The 21,997-nt window shown below is 55.3% G+C and carries 11 protein-coding genes and 1 pseudogene; all 12 read left to right on the top strand.

What is annotated here, in order from left to right; all coding sequences use genetic code 11:
• Positions 1–4: 4 nt before the first annotated feature.
• The 12 genes and pseudogenes from KQI79_RS28360 (at position 5) to KQI79_RS21700 (ending at position 21,980) form a co-directional block, all read left to right on the top strand.
• Positions 5–1,369, top strand: coding sequence for a M24 family metallopeptidase (locus KQI79_RS28360; RefSeq protein ID WP_216540406.1), 1,365 nt, complete (start codon positions 5–7; stop codon positions 1,367–1,369).
• A gap of 78 nt (positions 1,370–1,447) precedes the next feature.
• A complete protein-coding gene (locus KQI79_RS21745; protein WP_216540405.1) occupies positions 1,448–6,886 on the top strand; it encodes an S-layer homology domain-containing protein in 5,439 nt (1,812 codons plus the stop codon).
• Positions 6,887–7,482: 596 nt separating this feature from the next.
• Entirely contained in the window at positions 7,483–8,856 is a 1,374-nt protein-coding gene (locus KQI79_RS21740; protein WP_216540418.1) for an MATE family efflux transporter, read from the top strand.
• Between the two features lie 144 nt (positions 8,857–9,000).
• The gene (locus tag KQI79_RS21735; protein WP_216540404.1) at positions 9,001–10,173 is read left to right on the top strand and encodes a cation:proton antiporter; all 1,173 of its coding nucleotides are present in this window, start codon (positions 9,001–9,003) and stop codon (positions 10,171–10,173) included.
• A gap of 103 nt (positions 10,174–10,276) precedes the next feature.
• A pseudogene (locus KQI79_RS21730) lies at positions 10,277–11,029 on the top strand (glycerate kinase); the annotation flags it as partial.
• Entirely contained in the window at positions 11,019–11,372 is a 354-nt protein-coding gene (locus KQI79_RS28355) for a glycerate kinase (RefSeq protein WP_367398226.1), read from the top strand. The pseudogene KQI79_RS21730 and the gene KQI79_RS28355, both read left to right, overlap by 11 nt.
• A 261-nt stretch (positions 11,373–11,633) precedes the next feature.
• Positions 11,634–14,423, top strand: coding sequence for a TerB N- and C- terminal domain-containing protein (locus tag KQI79_RS21725; protein ID WP_216540403.1), 2,790 nt, complete (start codon positions 11,634–11,636; stop codon positions 14,421–14,423).
• Positions 14,424–14,431: 8 nt separating this feature from the next.
• Positions 14,432–15,781: an ATP-binding protein gene (locus KQI79_RS21720; RefSeq protein WP_216540417.1), complete on the top strand. Its 1,350-nt coding sequence runs from the start codon at positions 14,432–14,434 to the stop codon at positions 15,779–15,781.
• On the top strand, positions 15,778–17,961 hold the full coding sequence (locus tag KQI79_RS21715) for a DEAD/DEAH box helicase (RefSeq protein ID WP_216540402.1): 2,184 nt from the start codon (positions 15,778–15,780) through the stop codon (positions 17,959–17,961). The genes KQI79_RS21720 and KQI79_RS21715 overlap by 4 nt, the downstream gene beginning before the upstream one ends.
• Before the next feature lie 834 nt (positions 17,962–18,795).
• Complete coding sequence (locus KQI79_RS21710; RefSeq protein ID WP_216540401.1) at positions 18,796–20,208, top strand: ABC transporter substrate-binding protein; 1,413 nt, start codon at positions 18,796–18,798, stop codon at positions 20,206–20,208.
• Positions 20,209–20,271: 63 nt separating this feature from the next.
• The gene (locus KQI79_RS21705; protein ID WP_216540400.1) at positions 20,272–21,168 is read left to right on the top strand and encodes a carbohydrate ABC transporter permease; all 897 of its coding nucleotides are present in this window, start codon (positions 20,272–20,274) and stop codon (positions 21,166–21,168) included.
• Positions 21,165–21,980, top strand: coding sequence for a carbohydrate ABC transporter permease (locus tag KQI79_RS21700; protein ID WP_216540399.1), 816 nt, complete (start codon positions 21,165–21,167; stop codon positions 21,978–21,980). The genes KQI79_RS21705 and KQI79_RS21700 overlap by 4 nt, the downstream gene beginning before the upstream one ends.
• Positions 21,981–21,997 lie beyond the last annotated feature (17 nt).

The following is a 21,997-nucleotide window of genomic DNA, read 5'->3' as shown; positions in this document are numbered from 1 at the left end:
AAGGGTGATTCGCACTATGTTCCAACTATCGAATTGGAAGAGAGAAGCGGAGATTGTGGCCGAGGTATTAAAAGAGGCGCCGAGTTTCGATAAAGAATACCGGATTCCCAGGGAGGAATTCCGGGCCCGTCAGCGGAAAGTCGCCGATGCGCTGGCGGAAGCGGGTTTGGATTGCGCGATTGTCTATTCCGATGAGCATTACAACGGCGACGTCCCCTATTTGGGAGGCAATACGAATATTTCGATCGAACCGGTAGCCGGCGTGATCGGACCGAACGGGTTTACTATTTTGGCGGGACTCGAGGGCGGATATGTCGCCGAACAGCTTGCGCCGAAATCGGGCAGCGAGGTGCATAAAGTCGAAATGTTGAAATTGGCGGACGAAGACTATCCGATTGACGCGGTGCGGGTGGAAGACGTGATCGAGATGGCGGCGGGACGCAAGCCGGATCGTATCGGCTTGCTCACGCCGCGGGCCGTCCTTCCGGCCAGCATGTTTGAGTTCCTGCGGGATTATGTCGGCGGGGAGGAACGTATCGTCGATGTGCAGGAATTGTATTACAAAATCAAATACGAAAAATCCGACAACGAAATGCGGTTGATTCGCGAAGCGAGCCGGATCGCCAGCGTCATGATCAAAGGCATGTTGTCCGTGCTTCGGCCGGGCATGTACGAGACGCAAGTCGCGCAGTGGGGTTATGCGATTGCCTGCGAACTGGGCGTCGAAGAGATGGGCTTCGACATTATGGTCACTTCGAACGAAGCCAACCGGACGTTGATCGGCAAGGCGCTCAACCGCAAAATAAGCGAAGGCGATATCGTGCATATCGGCGTTGCGCCGAAGCGGGACGGACTGGCGGCTTGCGAAAGGGTATCGGTCGTATGCGTGAAGGACGAAGCCGCGATTCCGGCGGAACAACGATATTGGTTCGATTTTGTGGAGGAAGCGTTCCAGGTGGGCTATGAAGCCTATCGGAAGGTCGCCCGGGAAGGCCTGCCCGCCAAACTGCAAGAACAGGCGCTGGTCGACTATTTCCGCTCGAGATCCGCCGAAGTATCAAGGAACATCGGCAGAACGATCGATCTCGCCAAGCAGAAGCCTTATACCGGGACGCATAATGCGGGGTATACGGAATGCCAGGAATTTTACGGGGCGATCACGCTCAATTCGCATGAACCGCTTGGCAATCAAATCGTGACAATGCTGGATGTGGCCGTACGCGGGGTGGGCAACCGGTGGGACGAGATCGTTATTCCCGGCCTCGATTTCCTGGTGGTCGAGAAGACGCTCGGCAAGTTCGGAGGGCATGTGGAAATTTTGAACGATTTGCCGATCCGGGTGCAGCATTTGGTCGGAAAAAATTTTTAAATCGGCAATTTGGAAGCGTTTCATTCTAGCGTCATAAGGTGATCTGGTTTTCCACAATCGGAAGGAGGGGGAAAAAGGGTGTTGGTGACAAACAGGACGTTCAAAAGAGTTTACTGTTTTGCGATGGCGCTATGGATTGCCGTGGCCGGCAGTTTATCTTTCGGAGCCGGCTCGCCGGCTCATGCCGATTCGGAAAGCGCCGGCAATATGGAAATAGAGGGCAGTCAAGCTTCGTCGTTATATTCATTGAGCGACAATTGGCGGATTCAATCGTCAGCCGTAGCGACGGAGGACGGATCGGCCGTTTCCGCGAGCGGGTATAACACGGACGGATGGTTTGCAACGAAGGTTCCCAATACGGTACTGGGAGCCTTGATCGAAGCGGGCGATATCGAGGATCCGTTCATCCGCGACCGGATCGCATATATTGACGAAGACAGATTTCGAGTTCCGTGGTGGTATCGTACCGAATTTACTTTGCCCGCATCGGAGCAGGGGAAGACGATTTTGCTTAATTTCGAGGGAATCGGCTATAAAGCCGACATTTGGGTGAACGGGCGCAAAATCGCGGATAAACAAGATATTGTCGGTTCCTTTCGAGCCTATGAGTTGGATATTACCGACGAAGTCGTTTGCGACGGGACAACCGTGAATACGATTGCCGTCGAAGTGACGAGATCCGATTACGGCAAAGATTTTTCGATTTATTGGGTGGATTGGGTGCCGAGACCGCCCGACAACAATATGGGATTATGGCGCGATGTGTTTATTAGAACGAACGGGCCGGTGACGACGCGCAATCCGTTTGTCACTTCCAAGGTGGACGCGGACCTGGCGGCCGCGCATTTGAACGCTTATGCGGAACTAAGCAATTACAGCGACGCTCCCGTCTCGGGAACGGTGACGGCAACGGTCATAGACCCTTCCGGCGCGGTAGCGGCAACGCTATCTCAGGCCGTTACCCTGGAAGCGGGGGTCAGGAACCAGGAGGTCGCTTTTCGGGCGGACGAATATCCCGAACTCCGTATGAATCATCCGCAATTGTGGTGGCCTAAGGAGATGGGCGGCCAGCCGATGTACACGATCGAATTCCGCTTCGCGGACGGAAACGATGCGGTGAGCGACAGCGTGACGCAAAGGTTCGGCATTCGCGAAGTAACGACCGAGATGAACGTATCGCCTTCGACGAAAACAAAACCGCCGCTGAAAGATATGGTACAGTTCTATGTGAACCATAAGCCGGTTCTGATCAAGGCGGGAGGCTATTCTCCCACGGATTTGTTCTTGCGCCGAAATATGGAGACGAACCGCGCGATTGTTCAATACCTCGAAGAAATGGGCTTGAACGCGATCCGGGATGAGGGCATTTTCTTCGACGACCGCTTGATCGATCTGCTGGACGAAGCCGGCGTGATGTATATGGGCGGATGGACTTGCTGCAGCAGATGGCAGCAGCCGGCCGCATACAGCGACGAGGAATTGCGCATCGCAAGCGATTCTTTGGATTCGCAGTTGCGCGCTTTGCGGGCTCATCCCAGCATCATCGCCTGGATGAACGGCAGCGACAATCCCCCGTCGTACAAAGACGATATGCCATCAGGGGGAACGTTGGAACGCGGCAAACTGGTGGAACAGACTTTCTTCGATCTGGAGCATCGCATGCATTGGGACGAATACGGCGCCATTATTTCCAGCGGTTCCGCCAAGGTGGCGGAATTGACCGGAACGGTCAGCGGCATGCATATGGACGCTTCTTACGATTATGCGCCTCCGGCCATGTTTTTTGAAGATATGGATTTGGGCGGCGCGTTCGGATTTACGTCCGAAGCGGGTCCCGGACCGAGCATCCCGATTGTGGAGACGATGAAGAAAATATTGCCCGAGAACGCGCTCTGGCCGTATAATGTCGGCGGCGACAATTACCAGCAATGGAATTATCATAATGCCAGAAGCAGCTTCCGCGATCTTTCGAAATTCAATTTGGCGCTGGATAACCATTACGGCGAATCGCATCATCTGGAAGAATACAATATTAAGGCTCAGGTGCAGCAGTACGATGCGCAACGCGCGCAGTTCGAAGCGGTAAGCGCGAACAAATATACGAAAGCGACCGGTTGGGTTCAGTGGATGCTGAATAACGCCTGGCCGAGCATGTTCTGGAATATGTTCGATTTCTATCTGAACCCGAACGGTTCGTATTTCGGCGCGAAGAAAGCGAACGAACCGCTTCATATTATGTTCGACTATGCGTCCAAGGAAGTCAAAATTATTAACGGCACGCAGCGCGATTATTCGGGCTTGCAAGCGAAAGTGCAAATATACAATCTCGACGGAAGCAACGTATATGACCGGGAATTCGACCATGTGGCCGTCTCCCCGGACGGAGCAAGCCCGACTGCGGGCGGGGAGCCGAGGACGATCGGTTACCAAACGATCCGTTTCAACGGCAAGATCGAAGACGCGTACGGGATTACGGTTCTCGACCGAATTCGGGAAGAGGAACTGGCGGTATCGCCCGTTTATTTCCTCCGGTTGGAATTAAGGGATGCGGACGGCGGTTTGGTCAGCATTAACTCTTATGCGCAATCGACGAAAAAGGATGTGATGCGATATCAAAATCACGGATGGAACTATACGCCGCAAGATCAGTTTGCCGACTTTACGCATTTGCAAGAACTCGATCCGGTCGAATTGCAAATCGTCGGCGCTCCCGCGGCGGTGACGGAGGGACAAGAGCAAGTCCTTACCTACACCGTGAAGAACAACGGCGCTTCCATCGCTTACGCCGTATTCGCGCGAATCAAGAAGGGAGAGGGCGGCGATCCGATCGCTCCGGTCAGAATGGAAGACAATTACTTTATGCTGCTGCCGGGAGAAGAGCGAACGCTTACGGCCAGATATAACGTATCGGATCTGGGGACAGCGGCGCCCGTTATTGAGGTGGATTGCTACAACAATCTGACGACTAAACAAAGGCCGACCCCGACGACCGCCAATCTTGCCCTAGGCAAGACGGCGACGGCATCGACGACGCAAGGCTCGAATTCGGCGGAGAAAGCATTGGACAGCTCCGTGTATACGAAATGGCAAAGCTCGACGAATGCCTCCGGCGGAGCCGACCCGCAATGGTTCAAGGTCGATCTTGGCGAACCGGCAAGCTTTGATACGGCAATCGTTAGATGGGATTATGCGAACTACGCTCGAGATTTGACCGTCGAAGTATCCGACAACGACGCCGATTGGGAAACGGTATATACAGGAACCAACAGCAACGGGTCCGCCGTCAGCGATATCCGGTTCGCGCCTGTTACGAAACGATATATCAAGCTGACGATGTCCGGCAAGCGCCCGGCAGGCCCGCAGATCGGTTCGGGAGGAACAGGCCAAGGGGTGACCGGATTGGGTGCGACTCCCGCGTCTACCAGCTTTAACATTGCCTCGTTTGAAGTATACGGCCCGGTACTTGGCAAAGACGCTTCGCTCAGCATGATTACCGTTAACGGAGAGCGGCTCGTCGGATTCGAACCGACTCGATTGCGGTACGGGTTGGCGCTTCCGGAGGATACGACGGAGGTGCCGATCGTGGATGCGACAGCTTCCGACCCGAAGGCGAAGGTTGAGATCGTACCGGCGGCAAGCGTGCCTGGCGTGACGTATATCGCGGTGACGGCGGAAGACGCGCTGACGATGCAAACGTACGAGCTTCATTTCACGTTCGATTCGGGGACGCCGGGCAACGATGACGCGACATTGAGCGGCATTCAAGTGAACGGCGCAGAACTCGCCGGGTTTGAGCCCGGGAAGCTTGAATACGAAGTGGAATTGCCGCCGGGAACAACGGATGTGCCTAGCGTCACCGCGACCGTCTACGATCCGAAGGCGTCCGCTCAAATCATCGACGCGACCGGGCTGCCGGGCATGACGCAGATCGTGGTGACGGCTGAGGATAACGAGACGGTACAAACGTATAAGATTCATTTTACGGTGAACTCGGACGTTCCGAAGAGCGACGACGCGACGCTGAGCGGGATTCTAGTAAACGGCGCGCCGCTTGCCGGCTTTCATCGCGACATACTGGATTATGCAGTAAAGCTCCCTGCGGGAACCAAGGACGCGCCGCTTGTCGCTGCGACAAGCACCGACCCGAAAGCGAAGGTTGAACTTACTCAAGCGGCGGGAGCGACGGGCAAAGCAGTCATTGCCGTTACGGCGGAAGATGGCGTAACCAAACGGACTTATACCGTCTCTTTTACCGTGAAAAGCGCCGATTCGGGACCGGGCGGCGGATCGAGTTCAGGAGGCGGTTCGGCAACGAAGCCGAATCCAAGTCCCGGACCTGCGCCGGATAAGGACATCGATCCCAAGGCGCCGGGAACAACGGCCAAATTAACGGAAGAGCAGTTGAAGCAAGGCAAGGGCGGGAAGGTGACCGTCGAAGTCGAACCAACCGTTAAGGAGGTTCAATTGCCGCCAAATGCCGGCGAACTGCTGGGGCGTAACGCGCTGGAAGTGAAGAAGGGCAGCCTGACCGTAGGGATTCCGGCCGACCTGTTCCAACAATTGGCCCGGGGGTTGTCCGCGGACGAACTGAAGGAAGCGGCGATCTCGTTGCAACTGATTGCGCTCGGCCAGGCTGAGGCGAGAAAGTTGATCTCCGCAAGCGGGCAAGCGGCCAACGCGGATATTCGCCTGGCGGGCGACGTGTATGAACTAGCGCTTACGATGAAACGGTCTTCCGGCCAAACATCCGAACTGTCCGCGTTCGCCAAACCGGTCTCCATTCGTATCAAAATCGAGACGGCGATCGATCCGAAGCGGGCCGGAATATTTCGCATCGATGAAGACGGAACGTTGGAATATGTCGGCGGCGAGTATGCCGACGGAACGATGGTTGCCGAGATCGGCCGCTTCGGCAAGTACGCCGTGCTGGAAGTGAATAAGCATTTCGCCGATGTCGCTTCCACCCACTGGGCCGGCGGCGCCATTAAGGAATTGGCGGCGAAGCAAATCCTTAACGGCACAAGCGCAGCGCTGTTCGAACCGAACCGTTCGATTACCCGGGCCGAATTCGCGTCGCTGTTGGTCAAGGCGCTCAAGCTTACGAAGAAAGGCGGCATCGCATTTGCGGACGTATCTGCGGAAGCTTGGTATGCCGATGCCGTATCCATTGCGAAGGAAGCGGGGATCGTCAAAGGCAGAGACGCGGAGCGGTTCGACCCGAACGGCCTGATCACGCGGGAGGAAATGACGGCGATGCTGACAAGAGCGTATGAGATACGGTACGGCAAGATCGGTTCCGGGCAGTCCGGGCAGTCTGGGCAGCCCGGGCAGTCCGGGGAGCCGTCGTCCGCAACGTTTGCCGACGATTCGCAAATCTCGCCGTGGGCCGCGGAGTATATTAGAGCGGCCGCAGCGCTTGGCCTGGTTCAAGGCCGCGCGGATCGGCAATTCGTGCCGCAGGGCGCTACGACCCGCGCCGAAGCCGCGCAAGTCGTCTATCATTTATTGAATCGATAATGTTGCGAGAATAGGGAAGAGGGCAGTCGTTATGCGGTTGCCCTCTTTCTTGTGCGAACTACGGATGCATGATGTACAAAATACAACATTTCATGCCCTCTCGATCCCGCGATGACGCCTATGCTGTATTCCGTACAACATACCGGGGTGCGGCCGGGCCATTTTGCCCTTACTTTTGCGAATATGATGTATATTGTACAACATTCTGCCCGAAATCCGCCTTTCATCGCCCCATATGTTGTATTCCGTACAACCTGGAGCCCGTTCGGCGCGTCTCAACCCGGGGCGCCGGCGACGAGTGCCTCGGATAGCGACGTCATGGCAATCAATCTTCCTTTCGATGCACGAAGCGCAGATAAGCTGGAAAAATAACTCTTGAACATTTATAAACAATTGATTAATATGTCTATATTAAAGCAAGCAGTTTGGAAACATGTTTGTTTTTTGCTGTATATCATTCATTGGATTTTGGTTGAACAAATGAGGTGAGAATTATGAACGCAACAACCGGATACCATACCGCTACCGTCTAATGCAAGCAAACGAAGAAAGGGGATTTACCGTTGGAGTCATCTCATGCTTTAGACAAAGAAAATATGAATGCGCAAAGTAAAGAGAGCAGCCGGCTTTTATGGAAGTCTATGATTATGTTCCTCATCCCGCTGCTTCTCAGCAACGTCCTGCAATCGATCGGCCAATTGGTCGGCAGCATCGTCGTCGGCCGTTACCTGGGCGTCGATGCGCTAGCGGCCATCTCGGCGTTCTTCCCGTTGTTTTTCCTGCTCGTCTCCTTCGCGATCGGCGTAGGGTCGGGCAGTTCCATCTTAATCGGCCAAGCCTACGGCGCGCGCAACGAGGAGCGTTTAAAGGCCATCCTCGGCACGACGCTCACGTTCACGTTCATTCTTGGCTTGGCGCTGGCGATCGTCGGCGGCATTTTCACTTGGGATATATTGCGGCTTGTCGGGACGCCGGACAATATTATCGAGGTTAGCGTCCATTACGCGCGAATTATGTTTTGGTCGTTGCCGGTGATGTTCTTATATTTTGTCTATACCACCTGTATGCGAGGTACGGGCGATTCCAAGACGCCGTTTTACTTCCTTATCGTCAGTACGGTATTGAACGTGGCGTTGCTGCCGCTGCTCATATTCGGATGGCTCGGATTGCCGAAGCTTGGCATCTATGGGGCTGCGTACGCTTCCGTCATCTCGACGGTACTGACGTTCGTCGTCATGCTGATCTATTTGCGCTACAAGAAGCATATGCTCCAGTTCGACGCTTCCGTGCGAAGCAAGCTCCGTTTGGACTGGGGATTGATGAAGCTGTTGCTGCGCATCGGCATCCCATCCAGCATCAGCATGATTCTGGTGTCGTTGTCGGAGATTGCCGTCATCGCCTTCGTCAATCGTTATGGATCCGACGCGACGGCGGCGTACGGGGCCGTCAATCAAGTGGCGAGCTACGTCCAAATGCCGGCGATCAGCCTTGGCATCACGGTCTCGATTTTCGCCGCGCAGTCCATCGGCGGGAACCAATTGGATCGGTTGAAGCAAGTGATACGGGCCGGCATCCTGCTGAACTATATTTTCGGCGGCGTGCTCATCTTGTTCGTCTATCTTTTTGCTCAAAACATCCTTTCCTTGTTCTTGACTAGCGAGTATACGGTCGAGATCGCTCATCGCCTGCTGATGATTACGCTATGGAGTTATTTGATTTTCGGGCATGCGCAAATTATTGCCGCGATTATGCGTGCCAGCGGCACCGTGTTATGGCCGACCGTATTCGGCATCGTCTCGATTTGGCTGGTGGAAGTGCCTGTGGCCTACTTCTTATCCTTCCACACCGACTTAGGCATTGACGGCATATGGATCGGGTATCCGGCCGCCTTCCTCGTCAGTCTCGTATTGCAGTACGCATATTATCGGTTGTCGTGGAAGAAGAAGAAGATTACGAGTTTGATTCGATGAGCCTTTACATCGAGATCAACATTTTATATAATATAAGTCTATAACAAAATAATAGTTACATTTGGAGGAGCCTGGCAACAAGGGCTCCTTTTTGTCTTTTTTACAAATGTAAATATTTAGAAAAATGCGGAGGGGGAGCAACTTATGGAATTCATTTTGTATCTTGTATTGATTTTGCTATGCACGAAGGTGGCGGGCGATTTGTCCGTCAGGCTGGGCCAGCCGGCCGTTCTGGGCAAACTGTTGGTCGGGATCGTGCTCGGTCCGGCCGTCCTGGGCTGGATTCATAACGGTGAATTTATTAGCGAAATTGCCGAGATCGGCGTATTGCTGCTTATGTTTATCGCCGGTTTGGAAACCGATCTGGATCAGCTGCGCAAAAATTGGAAGTCGGCTTTCGCCGTTGCGGTCGGCGGCATTATTTTGCCTTTAATAGGCGGATATTCCGCGGCGGTCGCGTTCGGGTTCACGCATAATTACGCCTTATTCTTCGGCGTGCTGTTCTGCGCGACATCCGTCAGCATTTCGGTACAGGTGCTGAAAGAATTGAACAAGCTGAATTCGCGGGAAGGCACGACCATATTGGGAGCGGCGGTCATCGACGACGTGCTCGTCGTTATTTTGCTCGCTTTCATCATGAGTATTGTCGGTCAAGGGTCCGACGTTTCCATAGGATTATTAATCGGGAAAAAATTGCTGTTCTTTATCGGCATTCTCGTTGCGGGCTGGCTAATCGTTCCTAGGGTGATGAAATGGCTGGCGCCGCTCAAAGTAACGGAGGCGGTCATCAGCGCTGCGCTCATCATTTGCTTCGGCTTCGCTTATTTCGCCGAATGGATGCAAATCGCCGGGATTATCGGCGCTTTCGCGGCGGGAATCGCGATTTCGCAGACGCCGTATAAACATGATGTGGAGCAGAAAGTGGAACCGATCGCGTATTCCATTTTCGTGCCTGTCTTCTTTGTCAGCATCGGATTGAATGTTTCGTTTGAAGGAATCGGAAACCAAATCGGCTTTCTCATTGTAATTACTCTGGTTGCAATCGTCACAAAGCTTGCAGGATGCTGGCTCGGCGCGCGCATGACGGGCTTCGACAACAAATCCGCGCTCGCGATCGGTTCCGGCATGGTGTCGAGAGGAGAAGTCGCGCTCATTATTGCGGCTACGGGGTTGACCTCCGGTTTGCTGCATCAGGAATATTTCACTTCCGTCGTTATTATGGTTATCGTGACAACGCTAGTCACGCCGCCTTTATTAAAGGTGTTGTTCAACCGCAGCGAAGAGGTTAAGGCAAGCGGGAAATCGGTCAATATGTAATTTTTCCGAAAAATTCCTTGTATCATGAGAGTGACATGAACGAAATAAGGTCGGGGTGGGAGTATTGAAAATTATCATTGCGCCTGATTCCTTTAAAGAGAGCATGACCGCCGCGGAGGCGGGGCAAGCAATGGAGTCCGCCGTGCTGCGGGTGTTTCCGGAAGCGGACGTCCAAACGATCCCGGTCGGCGACGGCGGCGAAGGCACGCTCGAGACGCTGCTAAGCGCCGCAGGAGGATTTCGCCGCGAAGCGACCGTAACCGGTCCGATGGGGGAACCCGTTCGGGCGTCGTACGGCATTCTTGGCGACGGGGAGACGGCCGTCGTCGAGATGGCGCAAGCGAGCGGGCTGCAGCGGGTTCTCCCGGGGAAGCGCGATCCGCTGATCGCTACGACATACGGAACGGGCGAATTGATTCGCGCGGCGTTGGCGCATGGCGTGAAACGGCTTGTCGTGACGATCGGTGGCAGCGCGACGAACGACGGCGGGGCGGGCATCCTGCAGGCGCTCGGCGCCGCGCTTACGGATGAGCGGGGGAATCCGATCGGCTTCGGAAGCGGAGCTTTGCATGCGCTGCATCGGGCAGATTTGTCCGCGCTGGACTCCAGATTGCAATCGGCTGTCATTCGAGTGGCTTGCGATGTGAGCAATCCCTTGCTTGGCGAGCGCGGCGCTAGCCGCGTCTTTGGCCCGCAAAAAGGGGCGGATGGCGAAACGATCGAACTGCTGGAGTCGAATATGCAGCATTATGCGGAAGTGATGCGCAAGGAAACGGGAATTGCCTTGGATGACGTTCCCGGCGCGGGGGCGGGCGGCGGCATCGGAGCTGCGCTTCTGCTGCTAGGTGGCGAATTCGTGTCTGGCATCGACCTTGTGCTGGATACGCTGTCATTTGACGAGAGAAAAGGCCGATGCGGATTTCGTGTTGACGGGGGAAGGCAGAATCGACGATCAAACGGCCGAAGGCAAAGCGATCGCCGGCATCGTGAGAAGAGCGGGCAATGCGGGCGTTCCGGTGCTGGCATTCGCGGGCTCCGTTCGTCCGGGCTACGAGCGGATGCAGGAATGGGGCCGTCTGTCCGTCCATAATATCACGCCTTCTTCTTGCACGTTCGAAGAGGCCCTTCGGGCAGGCAAGCTTAATTTGGCGAATAGCGTAGAAATAACGTTGCGTTCGCTTCATCCAAACATGAAATGATTTCTCGATCGCCGCTTCCTTCAACAAGAAAGTACGTTCGCATTTATGCATAAGATATAGTATACTAGAAGTGCGGTTGAAACGGCTCTTTGGAAGGCGCGGGAGGTCTGGCCTCCGCTTTCTTGGCCGGCCGCCCTTAGGGCGATCTATTGCGAAACCGTAGATGCAACCGCATCTGCGGTTTTTATTTTCATATATACTACAGCCTTTTCGGCTGTTTGATGATAGGAAAATCCAACCCGGGAGGATAGCGGGGCCGTTATGTCACAACATTTGCAATGGTTGAACCATCATGAGCCGCAAGCAAGCGGAGAACGCATCGTCGTCCGAAACGTTTGGAATGACGAAGTACATATTGCATGGGAGCGTACGGATGAAGCGCCGCAAACGAAAACCTTTGCGCTGAACGGCGAGGAAATCCCTACCTTCGCGGCGAAAGCGCAAGGGGATTGGAAACCGTTTGTCTTCGGAAATACGGGGGATTTGCTGCGCAAGCACCCGATATTCGAGGAAGCGGAACTGGTGCTGATCGGTTACGCGGAAGCGACGGGCGGCGTCGGGCAGTCCCTGGCGGTCCCTATGGTCCTGATCGGGGACAATCGCTTTCGCGCGGCCGATCTGTCGCGCGGGATCAAGCCGGATGCGAGCTATGTTAGAGCGGGCGACGGATGGCTGCCCGTCAAGCTGTTGAAACGGATCGGCATCGGCCCGATGGGCCGGACGACGAATGGAGCTCCGCTCGACAAGCCTTACCAACTAACCCCGTTCGAGACGCTTCGGCGCGGCGGCGACAGGTTGCAAGGCCCTTGGAAACGGGTGTTGTTTCCGGATTTGGATTGGCCGTACGGAGGGGAGAAGCCGGTGGCGGATCATTTGCGGTTTCTGGCCGCGTGGGGGATATGCGGCGGAGTAAAGGGCGGACTCGACAGGCATGCGGCCGAGTTGCTCGATTTTCTGGAATCGACGCTCCGCGATTGCCCCGAATGCCGCATTCTCGTCGTCGGCAAGAAATACGCGCTGCAGCGGCTGATCGAGAAGGGCCAAGCGGGCGAGACCAAGGCAACGGGAATGGAAGAACAATTAACGTTCGAACTGGATGACGCCTTTCTTGGCCGCAATGCCGCGGGCAAGCTGCAGGGCGTCGCCGCCGCCACGCCGCACGAGCTTGCATTGCGGCCGGAGTTGCGTTCGGCGGGCGTTGATATTTTGGTCATGCTGGAACCCGACGATTTGACGAAGTCGACGTCAACCCAAGCGTATCGCAACTTGAACGGAATTAAGGCAAGGCTGCGCCTGGCGGTATATTCGAAGGCGGGATACATCGACAAGCCGGCGGTAAAGGCAACCCATATGCGGCTGTTGAAACTGCACGAACCGCCTGCGAGGCGGTATGCAATTTACGACCCGGACAAGCCGGTTAAGAAATTGCCGCCGCCCTATCGCGCAACGGAATGGAATTCCGGCGCCTCTTCTTCGGCTTATCCCAAAGAAACCAAATTTGCCGAATTCGATACGGGGTTCGGAACGGCAAGCGGCGTACGGATCCCGCCGCGTCCCGCCGCCGGCGGATCGAGCGCGGCGCGGACGGCGCCTGAGCCGGCGGGATATGCGAATTACTCCAATGGCGGGCAATCATTCGTGCGGCAGGCGAAGGAACTGGTACATGCCGTAGGGCCGGAAGTTCCGTTCGTGCCGTTCATGAGCTATTGGCCGACATATGGGGCCATGACCAACGCGCAGAAGAAATGGTACTTGTATTGGCGGGGGGAAGTGCGCCGGCAGCGTTACCCCGAAACGGATCTCTCCTATATTTTTCTTTATGTTTATGAGCTGATCAACGGCATCGGCTGGGAGGATCCGATGCAAGGTTGCAAAGCGCTGCGGAATGTATGGGAAGCGTACCGCCGGCGTTACCTGAAGCTGGACGTGTACGTGGCCGTCTGGCTGGCCGATTTTATATTGGCGCATCGGTTGGATGTGCCGATTTACGATATATTGCGGCTGACGCCGCGCGGGCTCGCGGGCGAACTGCTCGACCTCGAATTGCAGGGCAGATTCGCCGCGGAACCGCTTGACTTGCCGTTCGAGCTGGCGCTGCAGCTATCGGATTACGATGTGCGGCGCAGCAAATTTTATATCGAAACGGGAAGAACGCTGATCGAGACGTATGTGCCGAAAGTTTTTGCGCTCGTGGACAGTTATTTGCGGAAACGGCACGGGATGCGCATGATCGAATTGTTTCATCCCGGACCGCAGCGGATTGTGGCAAGAACCCTCTTTCACAGCGCCGTGTACGACGTTTCCTTGTTCGGCCGCACGTTTCCGATTGCGGCTCCGCCGATTAGCGATCACGAGCCGCTGCGCGATTTTACGTCACAACTGATCCGGTTGACCGAGAACAAACTGCGCGAACTGCTCGGCTTCAAAGGGCGGCTGCGCGGCATTGCCATCGAGCCGGAAATCGAATTGCTCGTATCCCGCTATCTCGAACGGGAGCTGAATCGAGGCGCCGAACCGGAGAGCGCGGCAGCGGCCGTGCAGATCGATGCGGCGAAACTGGCGCAGCTGCAGCAAGACTCCGAGACCGTTCGGCAGCTTCTTACCGTTGAAACGGAAGAAGAGACAAGGGGTACGGAGCAAGCTGCCGGGAAAGAGAAGGAGCAGGCCGAAGGGGAACGTCTGCGGACGGCATCCCCGGCAACGGTTAAGGTTGTCTCCGCCGTTTCGGAGGCTTCGGACGATTCCGGTCCGTTAGCCGAAGCCGAAGCGGAACATGCGGGCGGCGTCGTATGGGATACGTCGGAGCTTGGCGAGGAATGGAAGGAACTTTCCGCCATGCTGACCCCCGCCCAACGCGAAGCGCTATATGCATTAAAGAGCGGGCTCGGCGAACGGGAAGTCGCGGTTGCGGCCGAGCGGGAGGGCACAATGGCGGAACTGCTGCTGGACGAGATCAATGCGGCGGCGATGGAAACGATCGGCGATCTGCTTATCGACGGCGGTATGATTGTGGAAGAATATTTGCCGATGCTGGCGAATTTGACGAGGTGATATAGATGATGAATCAGGTGAAAATTCCGAAACGAATGACGACCGCGCTCGTTCATTCGCTGACGGCGGGCGTCGTCCCCCGCATCGGATTGGAGCATATTGCGGTCGGCCGCAAAGACGAAATCGAGTCGATTCTTCGCGAGATGGACAATATCGCGGAAGGCGGAGCGGCATTTAAGCTGATTACCGGAAGGTACGGCAGCGGCAAAAGCTTCCTCCTCCAGGTGATCCGCAATTACGCGATGGATCGCGGGTTCGCCGTCGCCGATTGCGATCTTTCTCCGGAGCGGAGACTGGTCGGTACGAAGGGACAAGGACTTGCGACGTACCGCGAACTGATGTCGAACCTGTCGACGCGAACCCGTCCGGACGGCGGCGCTCTGGAAGTAATGCTGCAGAAATGGTTCTCGCATTTGCAGCAAAACGCCATGAAGGACTCGAATTTGCGTCCGGACGATCCGGCCCTTCAGCCGGAGGTGGAGCGGCGCATCTTCGAAGTGACGAACGAAATGGTAAGCATGGTGCATGGATTTGACTTTGCCAAAGTGCTTGCCGCCTATTGGAACGGGTATAAAATGGCGGACGACGAGCGGAAACAGGCGGCGATGCGCTGGCTGCGCGGCGAATTCGCAACGAAGACGGAGGCTCGCAAGGCGCTGGACGTCGGCGTTATGATCGATGACGACAATTGGTATGATTACATGAAGCTGTGGGCGGAATTCGCCGCCAAAATCGGGTACAAAGGCTTGCTGTTGTTTATCGACGAAGGGGTTAACCTGTACAAAATTTCCAACAGCGTCTCGCGCCAGAGCAACTACGAGAAGCTGCTTACCATGTTTAACGATACGATGCAGGGCAAGGCTTCCCATCTCGGCATCTGGATGGGCGGAACGCCGCAGTTTGTCGAGGATGAGCGGCGCGGGCTGTTCAGTTACGATGCGCTGCGCTCCCGCCTGATCGAAGGACGTTTCGGCAGCGGCGGATGGAGAAACTTTACGGGACCGCTGCTGCGGCTGGAAATGCTGTCGCATGAGGAAATTTTGGTGCTGCTGCAAAAATTGCGGGACATTCACGCCATGCATAACGACTATGTCCCGACGCTTGCGGACGGCCAACTCGTACGATTTATGGAGGCGGCAATCGGCAGGCTGGGGGCCGACAAGCTGCTTACGACGCGCGAAGTCGTGCGCGATTTCATGGATTTGCTTAATACGCTTCACCACAATCCGGAGAACGATTTTGAAGATTTAATCGGCAAGATGTCCTCGAGCGTCTCGTCCGCCGCTTCGAATCCGTCGGGCGCGAAGTCGGACGAGTCGGCGGCGGTGGACGACGTTTTGGCGGAATTTGATTTATGAGCGCCAATCCGTTCTACAGGCTGGCGCCGTTCATTCAGGAATTCATTTACCGCAAAGGATGGGAAGAACTGCGCGAAGCCCAGGTTGAAGCTTGCCGCGTTCTCTTCGACACGTCCAGTCATTTGCTGATCGCCTCGGGCACCGCTTCGGGCAAGACGGAGGCGGCCATGTTTCCCGCCTTGACCCGCCTGCACGAGCAACCGTCCCGATCGGTCGGCATTTTGTACGTTAGCCCGTTGAAGGCGCTCATCAACGATCAATTCGAGCGTCTGAACGATTTGCTCCGGGAAGGGCATATCCCCGTATGGCATTGGCATGGGGATGTGTCGCAATCGGAGAAAGCGCGCCTTATGCGCAAGCCTTCCGGCGTCTTGCAGATTACGCCCGAATCGCTGGAAGGGCTGCTGATGAATCGTCCGAATGCGATTCCCGTCCTGTTCGGCGATTTGCGTTTTGTCGTCATCGACGAGGTGCATGCCTTCATGGGCGCAGACAGAGGGACGCAACTGCTCTGCCAGCTGGCGCGCATCGAGCGGATGGCGGGCTGTTCGCCGCGCCGAATCGGCTTGTCCGCCACCTTAAGCGATTACGATACGGCGACCGGCTGGCTAGGCGCAGGCACCGCCCATGGGGTGGAAGTCGTCGCTCCGCCGGGCGGACGCAAGCTGCGGCTTTCAATCGAGCATTTCTCCTTCCCCGATGCGCGGGACGAGGAGCAGGCGATGGCGCTCGAGAATGCGCGCCGGTCGTATTATAACTATATCTACGATCAGACGCGGTCGAAGAAAGCGATCATCTTCAACAACAGCCGTTCGGACGCGGAACTGACGACGCTCGAACTGCGCCGCGTCGCCGCAAAGCGCGAAGAGCCGGATGTGTTCTACGTGCATCACGGCAGCATCTCGGCGATGCTGCGCGAGGAAGCGGAAGCGGCGCTGCGCGAAGGCGGCGGACCGGCGGTCGCTGCGGCTACGCTGACGCTTGAGCTAGGCATCGATCTCGGGCAGCTTGAACGCGTCGTTCAACTCGGCGCCCCTTACAGCTGCTCCAGCTTTGTGCAGCGGCTGGGCCGGTCGGGCCGGCGCGGAGGCGCGCCGTCGGAAATGCTCTTCGTCTGTCCGGAGGAGGAAGACGAAGAGGCGCAACTGCCCGCGCGCATGCCTTGGACGCTGCTGCGGGCGATCGCGGTCATCGAGCTGTACGTCAAAGAGAAGTGGATCGAGCCTTTGGGCATGCGGGAGATGCCTGTAGGGCTGCTCTATCACCAGACGATGAGCGTGCTCAAGAGCATCGGCGAGGCCGTTCCGGCCGAGCTTGCGAGAATGGTATTGACGCTGCCTCCGTTCCAAACGATTCATCCCGACGATTACAGGACGTTTTTGCATTATTTGCTGGAAACGGATCATATTCAGCGCACGGAAGAAGGCACGCTCATTATCGGGCTCGCGGGAGAGCGCATCGTGAACAACTTTCGATTTTACGCGGTGTTTCAAGATGATGAGGAGCATTCGGTATACAACGAATCGGAGGAGATCGGCTCGATTACGACCGTGCCGCCGCCGGGGTATTGCTTCTCGCTCGCCGGGATGCTGTGGAAGGTCGAGGAGATCGATACGAAGCATAAAGCGGTTTATGTCAAGCCGGCCAGAGGCAAGGTCGACACGCTCTGGCTCGGCTCGGGCGGCGATATTCACGGCCGCGTCATGCGCAAAATGCGCGAGGTATTGGCGGAATCGACGCTATATCCATATTTGGCGCCGGGCGCGGTACAACGGCTGGAACGCGCGCGCCGTCTCGCCCGCGAGAGCGGACTGCTGGAGAGCGCCGTCATTTCGGCGGGAGGCGATTCGCTATTCGTGTTGCCCTGGGTCGGGAGCAAGCAATTCCGCACGCTGGAACGGCTCGTCAAGTACCATCTGTCGGACCGGCTGGCGCTGCGTTCCATCGTTCCGATGGAGCCGTATTACATGGTCGTAGCCGGCAGGACGGACGCCGGCACGCTGCTGCAAGAAATCGTTGCCGCCTGCGCCGATCCGTCCGGACCGCTCTCCCTGCTGAAAGAAGACGAAGCCCCATATTTGGGCAAATACGACGAATTCGTCGCGCCGAAATTGGTGCGCAAAGCGTTCGAGACGGACGGTTTGGACGTCGAGGGATTGGCGGAAGGATTGAAAGGCTAGTGTAATCGACGCAATCGAATGGAACTCCGATCCCCCCTACATTGGGAACGAAAGTATCTTATTTGCGAATCTCAATTCGTTAATAAGGCAATTTCGTTCCCAATTTTCGTTCTCGAGGCGAAATCAGGGATGAATAAGCAATAGCTTTGCATTGATTTTTAAAACGGGATAGGATGACAAAGCAGTGTGGCCATCTTTTCAAACCGCCCGCCCCAGTGGGAAAGAATAACCAGGCAATGAAGGACCTTTCATTCAGAAACCTGCAATTGAGGTCAATTTCATCATTCGCCACCGTTGATGTAACTGGCTTTATTGCGCATATCGAAGGGGATCGCTCCTTGTTTCGAAGGCGATCCGCGCGGACCTAGGCGCTAACGAAACTGTCAATCCTTATTGGGCTCAAAATGAAGACGTTCCCATATTAACGAAAGTACATATCGTTATTCATTGGAAATCGGCCGTTTTACCGCCTTTTTCCCCTCATTAGCGTGTTCCAGTTTCGTTACATCAGCAACAGGGTCATTTACCGGCTATTAGCGTGTTCTAGTTTCGTTAGCCCGCCTGACGGGGTGTCAGCCGCTGCGATTTTCCGGTCCAAGTGCCCGGAGGGTGAACGTTTAGTATGAAACGGAATCGTAGAACGGAACGGGAAACGCAATTCCGAAGCCGCTCTTAAGAAATGTCCACAACTTCTGCCGACAAAACTGTAGATCTATCGATTTCCCTTGCGGCGAACTGTACGTATAATCAACTGTGACGGAAGTCACACTGCTTCCGGTTTGATGTGGCCGCATCAATACGTATGAAAGCGAAAACAATGTAGGGGGAAATCAAATGAAGCGTAGCAGGTTTCAGAGTATAGGCCTTATCCTTATCGCGTTCGTTTTGGTGTTGGGAGGTTGCTCCCCAAGCGGAGGGAGCCCCGTCAAACCGGAGAATGGGGCGGAAGCGCCGGCCGGAGACGAGCGATCTGCCGGTTCGACGGATGTGAAATTGACGGTTGCCACCGTGAATAATCCGGATATGGTCGTCATGCAGAAGATGACGAAGGAATTTGAACGGGAAACGGGCATTAAAGTGGAGTTTGTCGTACTCCCTGAAAACGATTTGCGCAAAAAAGTAACGGAGGACGTCGCTCTGGGAGCAGGGATGTTCGATATTGTCACCATCAGCAACTACGATACTCCGATCTGGGCGCAAAACGGCTGGATCGAGCCGTTGTCCCCGTATTTGGACAAGATGAGCGCCGAACAACGGGAACAATACGACATCGAGGATGTTTTTGAAATGATTCGTAAAGCGCTTTCGCATAATGACCAGCTCTATTCGCTGCCTTTCTATGCGGAGAGCAGCATGTTGTACTACAATACCGAAATGCTCGAAAAAGCCGGAGTAACAATGCCGGAAAACCCGACCTGGGACGAGGTGGCGGACATTGCCAAACAGGTCAAAGCGGCGAATAACGTTCCGGGAATCGTGCTGCGAGGCTTGCCGGGATGGGGAGAAATGATGGCTCCGCTCAATACGGTCATTAACGCCTTTGGCGGACGTTGGTACGATATGGAATGGAATGCGCAGTTGAATAGTCCCGAAACGACGGAAGCCGTCGAGTTCTATACGAATTTGATCAAGGAAGCGGGACAGCCGGGAGCGTTCTCCACCGGGTTCACCGAAGCCTTGACGCTCATGTCTACCGGCAAGGCCGCGATGTGGTACGATGCGACGGTGGCCGCCGGATTTCTAAACGATGAGAAATCGTCGCAGGTTGCCGGCAACATCGGCTACGCGCTGGCGCCAAGCCGGAAGAAGGATAATACCGGCTGGCTGTACGCATGGTGTTTGGCAATCGAATCGGCAAGCAAGCATAAAGAAGAAGCGATGAAATTCGTTGCTTGGGCGACAAGCAAGCAATATATCGAAAAGGTCGGCGAATCGGAAGGATGGGGAGTGGTACCGCCCGGAACGCGCCATTCGACCTATGACAATCCGAAATACAAGGAAGCGGCCCCTTTCTCCGAGATCGTATTGAAGTCGCTGGAATCGGCCGATTATGACCAACCGACCGTCGACCCTGTTCCATACAAAGGAATCCAGTTTGTCGCTATTCCGGAATTCCAGCAGCTCGGAACCGAAGTCAGCCAAGAGATCGCCGCGGCGCTGTCGGGACAGAAAACGGTGGAAGAAGCGTTGAAGCTTGCCCAGCAAAAAGCGGAACAAGTGGCAAAGGACGGCGGATACAAAAAGTAACGAAGGTCGCAAGGGGGGAGGCTCCCCCCCTTAATTTGTACGGATAGGTGGTAACGTTAAAATATGGGAAATGTAAAAACGACGGCGCGATCGGTGCAACCATCGAGAAGACTCCTTTTGCCCGCCGTCCTGTTCGTCGCCGTCGCGACTCAAATTCCATTTCTCATTACTATTTTCTATAGTTTGCACAAATGGAATTTGATGCGGCCCGACCTGGGAAGGAAATTTGCGGGGTTCGCCAATTTCAAACAAATTGTAAGCTCGCCGAATCTATGGACGGTCATTCTCAATACGTTTGTGTTGACGGCGGGAGCGTTACTCATTTGTTTGGCGTTAGGGATGCTGCTTGCTTTATTGTTGAATCGTTCGTTTTTCGGCAAGGGACTGGTGCGGACTTTATTGATCACGCCGTTCTTTATTATGCCGACGGTTACGGGAATCATTTGGAAAAACATGCTGTTGGATCCGAATTTCGGGGTGCTGGCATACGTATCGGGCTTGCTCGGAGCGCAGCCTGTCGAATGGCTGACGCATTATCCGTTGTTGACGCTTATGGCGATGATCGCATGGCAATGGACGCCGTTCTTTTTGCTGGTACTGCTGGCGGGACTCCAATCCGTCCCGGAAGACGCGCTGGAGGCCTCGCTTCTGGACGGGGCGGGAAGAGTCGGCCAATTTTTCCACGTAACGTTGCCGCATCTTCTGCGTTATATCGAAGTGGCCTTATTGCTTGGGATCGTCTTTATTCTTCAGGAATTCGGTCTCATTTACGTGACGACCTCCGGCGGACCGGGGTATGCGTCCACGAATTTGTCGTTCCTGGTATACCGCAGCGGGTTTCAAGGCTGGGAGGTCGGCGAAGCGTCCGCCGTCGGCGTCATGATCGTGATCGTCACCGTCTTGCTGATGACGCTGCTGTTTAAATTGTTGCGGAGAACGTTTCGGGGGGAATTAACATGAAGAGACTGGCATCCGTCGGATTGACGTTCGCAACGTATCTGATCGCAATCGTATATTTCTTCCCGGTTCTGCTTATGTTCATCACCGGGTTTAAGCAAGAATCGCAGGCGACCGTGATGCCTCCGGCGCTCATTTTCACGCCGACGCTCGAAAATTTCAAGTTAGTATGGAGTTCCGGGGCGGCCCATTTCTTCCAAAACTCGCTGCTTGTATCGGCAGTGTCCACGGCTGCGGCGTTGTTGCTGGGCGTGCCGGCCGCCTACGCGCTCGCGATGTACCGCATCAAGCGCGGCGACGATATTTTATTTTGGTTCATTTCCACCAAGATGCTTCCGGTGGTCGGGGCCATCGTCCCGGTGTATCTCGTCTTTAAAAACATCAATCTGCTGGATACGCAATTGGCCTTGATTGTGATGTGCGTGGCGATGAACGTTCCGCTCGTCGTATGGATGATGCGTTCCTTCTTCAAGGACATCCCTTACGATCTCATTGAAGCGTCGCAAGTCGACGGGGCCTCCGGAATTCAAGGGTTTCTCAAAATTACGGTCCCTATCGTCCGGCCCGGCATCGTTTCGACGGGAATGCTGTGCGCGATTTTCGCTTGGAACGAATTTTTGCTGGGCGTCAGTTTGACTTATACGAATGCGGCGACCATGCCTGTCTACATGGCCACTTTTATGACCCAAGAAGGCCTGTTCTGGGCGAAAATGTCCGCCGTTGCAACGATTTCCGCATTGCCGCCGATGATTTTGGGATGGTTTACGCAAAAACAATTGGTAAGAGGAATGACTATGGGTGCGGTAAAAGGATAATGTGACTTAACGAACCG

This window comes from Paenibacillus sp. MSJ-34, assembly GCF_018918005.1.
Classification (GTDB): Bacteria; Bacillota; Bacilli; order Paenibacillales; family Paenibacillaceae; genus MSJ-34.
This window is presented reverse-complemented; position numbering and strand designations above follow the sequence as displayed.